This window comes from Pseudarthrobacter quantipunctorum (assembly GCF_045291495.1).
Taxonomy (GTDB): Bacteria; Actinomycetota; Actinomycetes; order Actinomycetales; family Micrococcaceae; genus Arthrobacter; species Arthrobacter quantipunctorum.
On record NZ_CP148033.1, the window covers coordinates 4,072,691 to 4,085,945 of the forward strand.

The window sequence follows — 13,255 nt, forward strand, 5'->3', positions numbered from 1 at the left end:
GTACTACTGCGGGTCCACGGCCTCTCGCCCCCTAGCCTGAACTCGCTTTGAGTACATGACTCCTCAGATACCCGCACAGTACGTGGTCCGCCTACGACGTTAGGATGGAAGATCGCCTGGTGACCGTCAGCATGCACAAGGATCGCGTTTTGCAGCCCACGGCAAATCGACTGCGGAGGGGACGCTCATGCCTGTCGGTGACATGGTTGGCTGAAACCGCGGCATGCTGGGGCCGCGGTCGGCCTTCCACGTCTGGGGAGCAAGCCCACTGTGCTTCTAACGCACTGGGCGGGGTGTACTGCGCAGGTCGACTGATCCCAAAGGGCGCGCAGCGGGCCAACTCTGCTAGTGCCACTTGGGCATTAGCTCTGTCGCCACCCACTCTCCCAGGAGCAGGGTAGGGGTGGGCCGGCGCTGGAATTTCTTGCCAACCAGCGCCTGAGCCCGATAATCGCCCCATGCACTTTTCTTGTTTGTTCGTGTGCCGTATGAGAAAAAAGGGCAATATGTTTAGGGGCACGGGAACTCCACGTGGCCATTTTTCAGCCCACTCGATGTTTCACGTGAAACCGCGGCATCACCCGGGCAACGGCTACTATGGTCGCGCAGGCAGCCTAACAGTTACTTGGGGATCCTGCGTCTACGACGCCCAAGCTGTTCCGGAGGACACCGGGCCGGCCTTTCCCGCCTGCTGTGCTTTGTTCTGGCCTGGGTGGAGCTTTCAGCTGATGACGCGGTCTGGGAAAAGCTCTTTCATGCCTATGTCCTGACTTCGACGTAGCCGTTCACTTGCCAGCTTGCGGAGAAGATGTTCGCCAGATGTCTTATTGATCGTCAGGAGGTGCACCAAGTACGTGGAAGCCCTCCGCAAGTTGCGAGAGCACATTACTCTTGGGCTCAGGTTTGGACCAAACCGCGCCGCATTGCTGCTTCAGCTTCGAGCACGCTAGTCAAGAGTCATGTTTCACGTGAAACACGTGGGCCGCCGCGTTGTCGTACACAGACACAGCGCTTTTCCTACGTTTAGGGACTGAAGTGGTCGCAATGTGGCGACGTAGCCTGCAGCTGGCAGCTGGCAACAAAAAAGTGGCCACCGTTGTGCAGTGGCCACTATTCTGTTCAATTCAGCTGAACTAGAAAACTCCTAGGACAGAACGTCCGCGAATTCCTTTTCGAAGAACTGCTTGGGCTTGGCGCCGATGACTGTGCTCTTCACTTCCCCACCCTGGAAGAGGTAAACGGCGGGGATCGAGGTGATGCCGTATTCGGCAGCGATAGCCGGGTTGTCGTCGACGTTTACCTTGACCACGTCCACCTTCTCGCTGTACTCGACGGAGATCTCATCCAGGATCGGGCCCAGTTTGCGGCAGGGGCCGCACCACTCAGCCCAGAAATCAACGATTACCGGCTTTTCTGAGGACAGTACGTCCGTGCTGAAGCTGGCATCTGTTACGTCTTTGGCGTTACTCATTAACCTGATCTCTCTCTTCGGATATCGTGACGGTATTTACGCGGGCAAGTCTGCGAGGTAGTGCTCAACGTCGATCGCCGCAACACAGCCGGAGCCCGAAGCAGTGATCGCCTGGCGGTAGGTGGGATCCACCACGTCGCCGGCAGCAAAGACGCCAGGAATGCTGGTCCTGGAACTGCGGCCTTCCACAGCGATGGTGCCCTCCGGGGTGAGGTCCAGGACATCCTTGACCAAATCGGTTCGGGGGTCGTTGCCGATCGCTACGAACACCCCCGTAACTGCAAGATCCGAAATGCTTCCGTCAAGGAGGTTTTTCACCTTCAAACCGGTGACCTTTTGGTCGCCGATGACGTCATCCACTGTACTGTTCCAGACGAAGCTGATCTTCTCGTGGGCCAGGGCGCGGTCAGCCATAATCTTCGAAGCCTTCAGGGAGTCCCTGCGGTGGACGACAGTTACTGACCTGGCAAACTTGGTGAGGAACAGGGCCTCCTCCATTGCAGAGTCACCGCCGCCGATCACGGCAATGTCCTGATCCTTGAAAAAGAAACCGTCGCAGGTTGCACACCAGCTGACGCCGTGCCCTGAGAGACGCTTCTCGTTCGGCAGGCCGAGCTCGCGGTATGCCGAGCCTGTTGAGAGGATAACGGCCTTTGCCTTGAAGCTCTCGCCCGTTGCAATGGTGACCGTCTTGACCGGGCCTTCAAGGTCAAGACTGGTGACGTCCTCGAACTGGATCTCCGTGCCAAAGCGGACAGCCTGCTTTTCGAAGTTCTCCATCAGGTCCGGGCCCATGATCCCTTCCGGGAAGCCCGGATAGTTCTCAACATCCGTTGTGTTCATGAGTTCACCGCCGGCAGTGACGGAGCCGGCCAGCAGCAGCGGCTTCAGGTTGGCGCGGGCTGTGTAGACAGCTGCCGTGTAGCCAGCCGGGCCGGAGCCGACAATAATGACATCACGTACGTCGGACGCGGTGTTTTCTGCGATGGTCACTGAACGGTGAACCTCTTCCTTGGTTGACGCGCCCCTCGTGGAGGCCGGCCACATGGCACAACTGCTGATTGTTGCTGATTATTCCGGCGCCCGGACACGGTGGCATACCGGCAGACAGCGGGACGCCGTCACCGTAGGCGCTCTTCCAAGGTTACCGCCCCCACGGCAGCACGCCCTGTGTTCCTCCGGTCCGGGCCTTAGTCCCGCGGGTAGTACCGGCGAGCATGAAGGCCAAACCCTGGACCGGAGGAAACTGGCTACTGGACCTTGATCTCCGCCAGCCTGATGCCGAATCCATAGCGTGTCTTCGGAGCAGCCAGCCGGGGCAGGGAGTTGATCGAGACGATGACGTACTCGGCTTGTACCGGCTCCGCCAAAGGCATGGTGAGGTCTGTCGAGGTGAAGCTGTTGGTTCCTACTGCTTTGGCGCCGTCAAGTGAAGGACGGTCATTGGTGTACACGGTGATGTTGCCGCCGGAGCCACCCAGCTGCGAAAGCGTAATGGAGGATACCTGCGCGGGCTCCTCGAGCTTCACCACCAGGGGGACGCCCTGGGGTGCCAATCCGCCCCAGTTCTCGGTGGCAAACTCCATGTCGGACCAGAAGCTCGCGGCGTTCCCGTCGTATGACCTGACGAGGTCGCCATCAAAGGTGGCAGCAAAGTCGAAGTTGCCCTGCCTGGTGATGCTCTCGATGGCGGGCGGCACGGCAGGAGGGGCAGTTGTGGGCGCCTGCGTCGCAGCTGCCGTGTCTTCGGGGGCGCTGCTGTTAGTGCCGGGTGCCGCAGGTCCTGCCTGCGGCTGGGTGGAAAACAGGCTGCCCAGGTTTGTCACGGCAAACACGAGCCCGGCAATGAGCACCACGGCCAGCAGTCCCCCCACCAGCCAGCGCATGGACCGCGGCTCGCGCGCAGGCTCGTCGCGGTCGTCGTCGTCATAACGGCCCTGATCGGGGAAGGACGCACCAGCGGCAGCGGCCGGCGCGGCGGAACGTGCAAAAACGGAAGACTTTTTCTTTGCCGGCCTCGAATTGTCGTCGATGGACGGGTCCGCCGGGGAATGCTCTTCAGCGTTCGCATAATCGTCATCGGACCACAGGGACACTTTCGGCTTCCCGCCAGGTGAACCGGGAGATCCTTGCGAAGGTCCTACAGCCGGGCCGGGCGCAGTCTGGTGATCCTCCGGGCGTGCGGAACGATCCGAACCGGAGCCAGCGGCGGCACCGGCCGCCAGTGCTCCGCCCGCTGCAGCTGCGCCGCCAACCGGGGAGGACCCGTTGGACGTGCGGCCGGAGGACGGCGCGCCAGCAGGACGGACTGGCGGTTTAGGCGGAACAGCCGGTGCTGCCCGGTAGGGATCCACCTGGCTGGGGTGGTTGTCCGAGTAGCTGATGTAGCCGGCTTCTACATGGTCTTCATCGTCGTAGGGTTCCGGCTCGTTCGAGCGAGGCTGCCCAAAGATTTCGCTTCCCAGGGTATCCGTGAAGAACGGCTCCACGTAGGGAGGGTTGGAGGCCACCACCAGATCCAGCAAATCCGCTGCCGAGGTGTGGTTGGTGATGAGGTAAGTGGCTGCCTCGCTCATGCCGAGGTCCAGGACCTGGACGGTGCCGGGGCGTTCGCCGGTGGCTACTTCACGGGCACTCTGGGCAACCTGTTCGGTGTTGCCTGGGCCGGCCACCAGTATGCTGACGGGACGGTTCAGGACCTGATCCACACCGTCCAGCACCAGATCGTGGTCATGCGAGGCCAGTACCGTGGCAGTGACCTTGTAGCGGCCGCCCAGTACTGATCCGACATCGATCGGGTTGGACACGTGTTCCTCCTAGACTGTCCGGGATTGCCGGCTTGAATGATGCAACCATCGTCCAGGAGCAGGCGCGCGCCTGACCCCTGGATGCAACTACCCTGTACCTTTTCGATCCTAGCCGATTGCGTCCCTTGCACCTTGGACAAAGACGGCCGGAAACCGCTGGAACATCACTTTTTCCGGGGGTGCCTTGACTTGAAATGGGGGTTCTCGCCGGGCTTCCCCTGGAAGGTGCGGCGCCCTGGCAGGGGGATCTGCTCCCGCAGCAATCCTCCGCGCGCGGTGCTGGGCTGGTCCTCCCCGGGAAGGTAGCCGCCGTCGAGCGTTGCCGGGCCATCGCCGTCGAGCGGCTCATTCCGCACCCCATGCTCCGGTGCCCCGTGCTCCGGAGCCGGTCCGGCCCTGAAGGAGACGGCATCGAACTCACCGGAAATCCTGGGAATGAGGCCTGTGTCCACGGAGGTAGTGGCGCGCTCCGGGTCCGGGCGCCCCCGCGAGCCGGACGGCGCATCTGACGGCGGACCGGATGGGGAGTCCGACGGCGGGGTCCCGCCTCCAGCGGGAGGCTCGGCCGGTCCACCGCGCCCCAGCCGGCCCAGGAGGGGCCGGAGCAGGTCGCGCAGCTCGGAGACCCGGAACAGCTTGAGCAGGAAGAAGTAGACCACCAGCATCACCGGGCCCACCACAACGACGGTGATAAGGGCTGTGAGCCTGTCCCGCCAGGCAAACCCGTCCGGACTGTAGCTCCCCAGCAGCCACAGGGCACCCGCTCCGGCGATGGCTGAACCCAGCGCTGCATACCCCATGCGGATATAGGAGTTGGCGATCCGCGGCCCGTCCAAATGCCCCAGGAGGCGCCGCAGGAACCAGGCGCTGATGACCACCGAAAGGATGTTGCCCACCATGTAGAGGACAGCGATGGCGTAGATGATCTGCGTGACGGGCAGGAACTGGATAGCAAAGGCGCCGGCCACATAGACAATGGCCAGGAGCAGCTGGACGTAGAAGGGCGTGCGGGCGTCCTCGTTCGCGTAGAACACCCGGGACATCATGAAGTTGGCACTCATGAACGGCGTGCTCAGCGCCAGGATGGTGAGCGTCTGCGCCAGCATCACGCCGTCCTGCCGGAGTCCGCCCGAGAAGAACATTCCCAACGGACCCGCCAGGGCAAAGAGCGCCAGCGCACCAAACACGGTTGCCACCGCCATGGTCCGCAAACCGTGCGAGAGGGCATCGCGCAGCTCGTCGCGGTTGCCGTCCTGGGAGGCCCGGGTCATTCGGTTGAACAGCACCGTGGCCAGGGACAGGGCAATGATGGAGTGCGGCAACAGGTAGAGCTGGCTGGCCACCTCCAGCACGGCGTTGCCGGGCAGCATGTAGGCCGCCGGGTCCCCTGCCTGCTGCAGCCTGATGCGTTCCGCGCCGGGAATGGTGGCGATGCGCATGACGTACAGGAAGGCGAGCTGGCCGACCGCGGCGGTCAGCAGGGTCCAGACGCTCAGCCTGGCTGCCTGGCCCAGTCCCACCCCGCGCCAGCCGAAGCGCGGCCGGATGCCCAGCTTGAGCCGCATCACGGGGATCATCAGGATGGCCGTCTGGGAGATGACGCCGATGGTGGAGAAGCCGGCCACGAAAAGGGTCTGGGTGTCGCCCCAGTTGTCCAGGGTGTGCGGATTTATTTCGTTGGCGCCGAAAATCCAGATGAACATCCCCAGGCCGGCGATGGCCACCAGGTTGTTAAGGATGGGTGCCCACATGGCGGGCCCAAAGGCTCCGTTAGCGTTCAAGACCTGGGTCAGGAGGGCGTAGAGGCCGTAGAAGAAGATCTGCGGGAGGCACCAGAAGGCGAAGGCCACGGCCAGCGCTTTTTGCTGCGGCGTGTAGCCCTGGGTGGTCAGTTCAATGACCCAGGGGGCCGCCAGCGTCACCAGCGCCGTCAGGCCCAGCAGGAGCAGCACAGCCAGCGTCAGCAGCCGACTGATGTAGTCCGCCCCCCTGTCCGGAGCCTTGCTTGCCTTGATGATCTGTGGCACCAGGACGGCATTGAACACCCCGCCGGCCACGAGCAGGAAGATCAGGTTGGGCAGGTTGTTGGCGTTGATGAACGTGTCATTGACGGTGGAGCCCAGGCCGAGGGCGGTGCCCAGCATCCAGGTCTTGCCAAAGCCCAGGAACCGGGACACGAGCGTCCCGGCGGCCATGATGGCACTGGACCGGGTTTCACTGGCAGCCACAGCGCCAGGGGTGCCGTCCGCGCCGGCCGGTTCGGGGGGAACGCCGTCCGGGCCGGCATCGCCGGGCCGGCCGGCTTTATCGGAAGGAAAGTTGGTAGCTGACATCGACTTCATCGTCTCACCCGAAGGCGGTTAAAGCCGCAACGCCGGCACCCTAAGCCTGGGTACCAGCAGTCCTAGAGGTGCTCTGGAAGGACCTCGCGGGCGAGGTCTGCGATCCGGCGCTCATTGGGGAAGGACAGCTTCCGGGCCAGCTCCTGGATGGGAACCCACGCCACGTCCACGGCTTCCTGGTCCGGATCGTTCTCGATGGTCAGTTCCCCGCCCGTGGCGCGCAGGAGGTAATGGTGGACCGTTTTGTGGACCCGGTGGCCGCTGACCGTAAACCAGTAGTCAATGCTTCCGAGCGGAGCGAGGATGTCCCCCTCGATGCCGGTCTCCTCGGCGATTTCCCTTACGGCAGCCTGCTCGTTGTTTTCCTTGCCCTCCGGATGGCCCTTGGGCAGGCACCATTCCAAACGTCCGCCGCGGTTAAGGCGGGCAATAATCGCAACCCTCAACTCGGCGTCGGACGTGTCCACTACAACGCCGCCGGCCGAGACTTCCTCAACCGTGGGCAGCGATGCCGGTGCCGCATGCTGGGCGGGCGCAACGTGCGCACCGATTGCCGAGGGCAATGGTGCGTTCGTCCTCCTGCCTGGAGCGCTCGGTACTGGTTGGGCCATGGAGTCCACTCTAACGACTGTTGCCCGCTGGTGATGACCGGAACATGACACCAACATGGACTGCATATGACGCACTTTGCCGGCGGTGGAGTGATTCCGCACGATCTTGAACGTATTTTGGCCTGCCGATGCGCTGGTTTCTGACAAGCTTAAGTAACTATGGCTCACGCACATCACAAGACTGATTCCCAGACCGTCGATTTCCAGGTGGACCCGGTGGTCCTGGAGCTCGGCCGGCGCTTCGTGGACGCCGGCCACGAGCTGTCGCTGGTGGGCGGGCCGGTGCGCGACCTTTTCCTGGGCCGGACCTCCCCCGACCTGGACTTCACCACCGACGCCACCCCGGACCAGACGGTGGCCCTCATCAAGAAGTGGGCGGACAACTACTGGGAGATCGGCCGAGCCTTCGGCACCATCGGCATGCGAAAGGCAGGTTTCCAGATCGAGATCACCACCTACCGGGCAGAGGCGTACGATCCCGATTCCCGCAAGCCAGTGGTGGCCTTCGGTTCCTCCTTGACTGACGACCTGCTCCGGCGGGACTTCACCATCAACGCCATGGCCCTGAAACTGCCCTCCCTGGAACTGGTGGATCCCTTCGGCGGCGTACGCGACCTGCACGCTTCCGTGCTGGCTACCCCCGGGGCACCGGAAGCGTCCTTCTCTGATGATCCGCTGCGGATGATGCGCGCGGCCCGCTTCGCTGCCCAGCTGGGTGTCTCCGTGCACGACGACGTCCGGCAGGCCATGACCCAGATGGCGGAACGGATCACCATCATTTCCGCCGAACGGGTACGGGACGAACTGGTCAAGCTCATCTGCGGCGCCCGTCCGCGGGTCGGCGTGGATCTGCTCGTGGACACTGGCCTCGCCGAGTTCGTTCTGCCGGAGGTTTCCGCCCTGCGGCTGGAATCGGACGAGCACCACCGGCACAAGGACGTCTACCAGCATTCCCTCCAGGTCCTGGAACAGGCAGCGGAGCTGGAAACGGACAGTGAGGGCCCGGTGCCGGGGCCGGACTTTGTGCTGCGCTTCGCAGCATTAATGCACGACGTCGGGAAGCCGGCAACGCGCCGCTTCGAACCGGGCGGAGCGGTGAGCTTCCGGCACCACGACATGGTGGGAGCAAAGCTCACCTCCAAACGCATGAAGGCACTGCGTTTCGATAACGACACCACCAAAGCCGTGGCCCGCCTCGTGGAACTCCACATGCGCTTCTACGGCTACGGGGACGCAGGCTGGAGCGACTCTGCAGTCCGCCGCTACGTGACCGACGCCGGGCCCCTGCTGGAACGGCTGCACCGCCTCACTCGATCGGACGTCACTACCCGCAACCAGCGGAAAGCCGAACGCCTCGCCTTCGCCTATGACGACCTCGAAGCCCGCATCGCCGCCCTCCGGGAGCAGGAATCGCTCGATGCCGTACGCCCGGATCTTGACGGGGCCCGGATCATGGCGCTGCTGGGCATCAAACCCGGTCCGGTAGTGGGCCGCGCCTACAAGTTCCTGCTGAATGAGCGGATGGAGAACGGTCCCCTGCCCGCGGAGGAAGCGGAAGCACGGCTGCTCCGCTGGTGGGCAGGGCAGCCGGAATCAGCGCCTGCCGAACCCACACCCTCGGCGCCTGGCGCTGGAACGTCCCCCGCCGTCGTCGAGCCGTCCCCTTCTGAGGAGTCCAAGTGACCATTCCTGCCCTTGCCCCCCGGCCCCAGCTTTGGATCCTCCGCCACGGCGAGACCGAATGGTCCAAGAGCGGCCAGTACACCGGGCTTACGGATCTTCCACTGACCGTCGAGGGTGAACAGCAGGCCGTGGAGGCCCGGAAGGTGCTGGACCCCGTGGACTTCGACCTCGTGCTCACCTCACCGTTGAGGCGCGCACGGCGGACGGCCGAGCTTGCCGGCTTCCCCGACGCCCAGCACGAACCCTTGGCAGTGGAGTGGAACTACGGTGATTACGAAGGGATCAGCTCGGACCTGATCCGCAAGGACAATCCCGATTACCTCATCTGGACCCACGGCGTTCCCAACGGCGAAACGCTGGACGAGGTTGCGGCCAGGGCGGACAAAATTATCGGCCGCGTGCTCGAGTCCGGCATGGACAATGTGCTGATTGTGGCGCACGGCCACTTTTCAAGGATCCTTACCGCGCGCTGGCTGGAACTGCCGCCCGCCGAGGGCCGCCATTTCATTCTGGGTACCGCAAAGGTCTGCACACTCGGGTGGGATAAAAAGACGCCCGCAATCGTCCGGTGGGGCCTTTAGCAGCGATAACCAAAATTAATTGGATAAATTTCAGCTGTTTAGTAGCGGATCATCCAAGCAGTAGTGTAATTTTATTTCTGATCCCAGGGCGTCCTGCCGGGATCACGGCGCACGCTGTCCGGGCCTTGGCCCCTGCGGCGACAGAGCAGAAAAGGAGGTTGGGAAAATGATTACTTTGACTAGCGGACGGAAGATGACCATCACCGCTGCCCCGGCCTCTGATGCTTTTGCGCGCCCCCTCTGGGTTTACGCCGGCTCCTAGCCCGCTACTCCCGCCTGGAGCTCCGGGCAGCGTCCTTCCCCGGGTCTTGGACCGGGTGTGCACCAACCTGCGTAGTGCGGTGCAACCGCTGTGACCGCTTTCCCCGGAACGCGGAATCTTCCTGCCTGTTCTTTCGCCTACTTCCCCGTTCAAACGTGGCTTTAGTGCTGTTTTTCGGGTAATTGGCGTCAAATTCTTTTCGCCTATATTCGCGCTGTCCATATTCCCCTGCCGCCTGCCGTGTTTTATCCGGCATAAAGGGGCCTAATTGCCGTGCCCAACTGTAGGCACTAGCCCTCAACAGATAGGAGGTGATTGCCATGAAAAAGTTCCGAAAACTCCTGCTTCCCGCCCGAGGGCGGCGCAGCACCCGGCGGAAGTTCAACGAGACGCTGCTGGAAAAGCAGCGCGAGGACGTGTTCGTCCTGATGCACCAGCAGATCGGCGGAACCCGCTAGGAACTACCTCAGACAGGAGCTGCCGTGGACATCAGCGAGCCTGTGGCCGGAGCCCACGCGGCGGCGCGTGGGCTCCCCGCCCGGGCATCCAAACGGGTTCGGGGCGCGACGGTAAGCTCGATGCCATGGAGGACACCCAGCCGCCCGAGCATCGAGGAAGGCTGCGCCTTGTTGTTCCAAGCCGCAGCGATGTCCTGCTGCGGAACTTCACCGAAGTGGTGGGCGGCCCCCTCGGATCCCGGACCGCTCCAGGGATAGTTTCCCCCGGCATCTTCACCGTGGAACGGGTGCTTGTCCTGCTGACCGTCCTGGCGGCACTGGCAGGCATCCTGCTGAAGGGATACTGCCGCGCCAACGGGTGGGAATCCCCCACCCAGTTTTACGCCACCTGCTACTCCGACTTCCCTGAACTGTTCCGCAACCGCGGACTGGCGGACGGGAACTTCCCCATCCTGGGAACAGGGAGCCAGTTTGAATACCCTGTCCTGACGGCCCTCATCGCCGGGGTAACGGCGTGGCTGGTCCCCGGCACCGGAACCCCGGATGCCCGGATCCTGGCCTACTTCGATATCAATGCCGGTCTTCTGGCGGCCGCCGCGGCGGTCACGGTCCTGGCCACCGCCCGGATGAGTGCCCGCCGGCCCTGGGACGCGGCTATGGTGGCTTTGGCGCCGGGCATCATCCTGGCCGGCACAATCAATTGGGACCTCTGGGCGGTAGCCCTTCTTGCCGTGGGCATGTACTTCTTTTCCCGGAAGCGACTGGTGCTGGCGGGCGTCTTTATCGGCCTTGCCACGGCAGCAAAGCTGTATCCACTGCTTATTCTGGGCGCCATCCTCCTGCTCGCCATCCGGACCGGGCGCTTCCAGCCGTTCCTTAAGACCGCTGGAGCGGCCGCTGTCTCATGGGCCGTTGTCAACCTCCCGTTCGCCGTCGCAAATTTTCCCGGCTGGGCCTACTTCTTCCAATTCTCGGCGGACCGCGGCGCCGGATACAGCTCACCCTGGTTCGCCTACAACCTGGTGCTGGGCAGACTCAGGGGGCAGGAGCTCAGCGATGCAGCCGTGGACCTGCTGTCCCTCGGCCTGTTTGTGGTGGGGTGCGCCCTCATCACCCTCATTGCCCTGACCGCCCCGCGCCGCCCGCGCCTGGCCCAGCTTGCCTTCCTGGTTGTGGCGGCCTTCATCCTGACGAACAAGGTCTACTCCCCGCAGTTTGTCGTGTGGCTGATTCCGCTCCTGGCGCTGGCCAGGCCGCGGTGGCGCGACTTCCTGGTCTGGCAGGGCATCGAAAGCCTGCATTGGGCCGCGGTGTGGATGTACCTTGGACAGGTGACCAGCGCCGGCTCCTCGCAGCACAACCTGGATATGCCCTACTACGTACTTGCCGTGGCAGCGCACATGATGGCCGTCGCCTACCTGATGGCCCGGGTTGCCTGGGACATCTACGACCCCACCTACGATCCCATCCGCCGGCACCATCTGGACGATCCGCATGGCGGCCCGTTCACCGGCGCGCCGGACCGGTTCCGGCTTAACCTGCGCCGCCGGACGCGTTCCACGCTCCCGCAGAAGGCAGCATCCGATGACTGACGTAACGGTGGTGGGCGCCGGACCCAACGGGCTGGCCGCCGCGGCAGTGATGGCAAGGGCAGGGCTTGCCGTGGAGGTCTTCGAGGCCGCACCTGTGGTGGGCGGCGGAACCCGCACTGCGGAACTGATGCAGCCAGGCCACTTCAACGATGTCTGCTCCGCGGTTCATCCAATGGCCCTGGCCTCGCCCTTCTTCCGGGCCTTCGAGCTTTCCCGGCGAATGGACCTTGTTACTCCCGAGCTCTCCTTTGGATCGCCCCTGGACGGCGGTCGGTCCGCCCTCGCCTACCGCTCGCTTGACCGGACAGCGGCTGGACTCGGTCGGGACGGCGCTGCCTACCGGCGGCTGATGGGCCCCATCGTGCGGAATATCGACGACGTCATGGACTTCACGCAAAACCAGCTCTTCCGCCTTCCCCGCAACCCTGTGGCCGCGGGCATCTTCGGCCTGCGGACCCTGGAGCAGGGTTCGGGACTCTGGAATGCCCGGTTCCGGGAGGAAGCGGCTCCTGCGCTCCTCAGCGGTGTTGCGGCTCACGCCGTGTCCCACCTTCCGTCCCTGGCTGCCTCCGGAGCAGGGCTGATGCTCGGAGCGCTGGGACACGCGGAAGGGTGGCCCATTCCCCTGGGTGGTTCTGCTGCCATCGCCGCCGCCCTGGCAACGGACATAGAGGCTCATGGCGGCATCCTCCATACCAACACCCCCATAAACCGGTTGGCCGACCTTCCGCCCGCCCGTGCCACCCTCCTCGATGTTGCGCCGCGCGGACTTGTGGACATGGCCGGCGACTCCCTTCCCGGGCGCTACCGCAGAGCCCTGGAGGCCTTCCGCTACGGGAACGGCTCCTGCAAGGTGGACTTCATCCTCTCCGGCCCCGTGCCGTGGGAGGCTGCGGAACTGGCTGACGCCGGAACAGTCCATGTTGGCGGGACCAGGGCGGAACTCGCGCACGCGGAAAACGAGGTCAGCGCCGGCCGGCACCCCGAACGCCCTTACGTACTGGTGGCCCAGCCTTCCCGTTTCGACCCGCAGCGTGCTCCCGCCGGGCGCCACACCCTGTGGACCTACTGCCACGTGCCGGCCGGTTCAACCAGGGACATGGCGGAAGCCATCACCGCCCAGCTGGAGCGGTTCGCCCCCGGTTTCAGGGACCTCGTGGTGGACACCAACGTGGTGACCGCGGCCCAGCTGGCAGAGTACAACCGGAACTACATCGGCGGGGACTTCAGCGCGGGCACCATGGACCTCCGCGGCCTGGTCCAGCGGCCAGTGGTGTCCCGGCACCCTTGGCGCACCCCCATGCGCGGCGTCTACCTTTGTTCCTCCTCCACGCCGCCCGGTCCCGGGGTCACGGGCATGCCCGGGCTGCACGCGGCAACCCATGCGCTGAAGGACATATTCCAGCTGCCCGTTCCGGCGTTGGGCCTGGGCGCGCCGTAGCCAAAAC

10 protein-coding genes are annotated in these 13,255 nt (G+C 64.0%); 5 read left to right on the plus strand and 5 right to left on the minus strand.

Annotated elements, in window-relative coordinates; translation table 11 throughout:
• Positions 1-1,144: 1,144 nt before the first annotated feature.
• The 5 genes from trxA to WHH00_RS18620 form a co-directional block, all read right to left on the minus strand.
• On the minus strand, positions 1,145-1,471 hold the full coding sequence (trxA, locus tag WHH00_RS18600) for a thioredoxin (RefSeq protein WP_188810651.1): 327 nt from the start codon (positions 1,469-1,471) through the stop codon (positions 1,145-1,147).
• Between the two features lie 36 nt (positions 1,472-1,507).
• Positions 1,508-2,464, minus strand: coding sequence for a thioredoxin-disulfide reductase (gene trxB / locus WHH00_RS18605; RefSeq protein WP_400517864.1), 957 nt, complete (start codon positions 2,462-2,464; stop codon positions 1,508-1,510).
• A gap of 257 nt (positions 2,465-2,721) precedes the next feature.
• On the minus strand, positions 2,722-4,278 hold the full coding sequence (locus WHH00_RS18610) for an ABC transporter substrate-binding protein (RefSeq protein ID WP_406635116.1): 1,557 nt from the start codon (positions 4,276-4,278) through the stop codon (positions 2,722-2,724).
• Between the two features lie 164 nt (positions 4,279-4,442).
• On the minus strand, positions 4,443-6,611 hold the full coding sequence (gene murJ / locus WHH00_RS18615) for a murein biosynthesis integral membrane protein MurJ (RefSeq protein WP_406635118.1): 2,169 nt from the start codon (positions 6,609-6,611) through the stop codon (positions 4,443-4,445).
• Between the two features lie 71 nt (positions 6,612-6,682).
• The gene (locus tag WHH00_RS18620; RefSeq protein WP_104186702.1) at positions 6,683-7,183 is read right to left on the minus strand and encodes an NUDIX hydrolase; all 501 of its coding nucleotides are present in this window, start codon (positions 7,181-7,183) and stop codon (positions 6,683-6,685) included.
• 207 nt (positions 7,184-7,390) lie between these two features.
• Between WHH00_RS18620 and WHH00_RS18625 the strand changes: the two genes are divergently transcribed.
• From WHH00_RS18625 to WHH00_RS18645, 5 genes are all read left to right on the plus strand, one after another.
• A complete protein-coding gene (locus WHH00_RS18625; protein ID WP_231454168.1) occupies positions 7,391-8,914 on the plus strand; it encodes a CCA tRNA nucleotidyltransferase in 1,524 nt (507 codons plus the stop codon).
• On the plus strand, positions 8,911-9,495 hold the full coding sequence (locus WHH00_RS18630) for a histidine phosphatase family protein (RefSeq protein ID WP_231454169.1): 585 nt from the start codon (positions 8,911-8,913) through the stop codon (positions 9,493-9,495). The genes WHH00_RS18625 and WHH00_RS18630 overlap by 4 nt, the downstream gene beginning before the upstream one ends.
• A gap of 582 nt (positions 9,496-10,077) precedes the next feature.
• Positions 10,078-10,215, plus strand: a complete 138-nt coding sequence (locus tag WHH00_RS18635; protein WP_406635120.1) for a hypothetical protein — start codon at positions 10,078-10,080, stop codon at positions 10,213-10,215.
• A 125-nt stretch (positions 10,216-10,340) separates the two neighbouring features.
• Positions 10,341-11,807: a glycosyltransferase family 87 protein gene (locus WHH00_RS18640; protein ID WP_406635122.1), complete on the plus strand. Its 1,467-nt coding sequence runs from the start codon at positions 10,341-10,343 to the stop codon at positions 11,805-11,807.
• Complete coding sequence (locus WHH00_RS18645) at positions 11,800-13,248, plus strand: phytoene desaturase family protein (protein WP_406635124.1); 1,449 nt, start codon at positions 11,800-11,802, stop codon at positions 13,246-13,248. The genes WHH00_RS18640 and WHH00_RS18645 overlap by 8 nt, the downstream gene beginning before the upstream one ends.
• The last annotated feature ends 7 nt before the right edge of the window (positions 13,249-13,255 follow it).

What these genes read in the sequence shown, in the direction of transcription:
- trxA (WP_188810651.1), bottom strand. Translation starts at nt 1,471, where the DNA reads ATGAGTAACGCCAAAGACGTAACAGATGCCAGCTTCAGCACGGACGTA.
- murJ (WP_406635118.1), bottom strand. Translation starts at nt 6,611, where the DNA reads ATGTCAGCTACCAACTTTCCTTCCGATAAAGCCGGCCGGCCCGGCGAT.
- WHH00_RS18625 (WP_231454168.1), top strand. Translation starts at nt 7,391, where the DNA reads ATGGCTCACGCACATCACAAGACTGATTCCCAGACCGTCGATTTCCAG.
- WHH00_RS18635 (WP_406635120.1), top strand. Translation starts at nt 10,078, where the DNA reads ATGAAAAAGTTCCGAAAACTCCTGCTTCCCGCCCGAGGGCGGCGCAGC.
- WHH00_RS18640 (WP_406635122.1), top strand. Translation starts at nt 10,341, where the DNA reads ATGGAGGACACCCAGCCGCCCGAGCATCGAGGAAGGCTGCGCCTTGTT.
- WHH00_RS18645 (WP_406635124.1), top strand. Translation starts at nt 11,800, where the DNA reads ATGACTGACGTAACGGTGGTGGGCGCCGGACCCAACGGGCTGGCCGCC.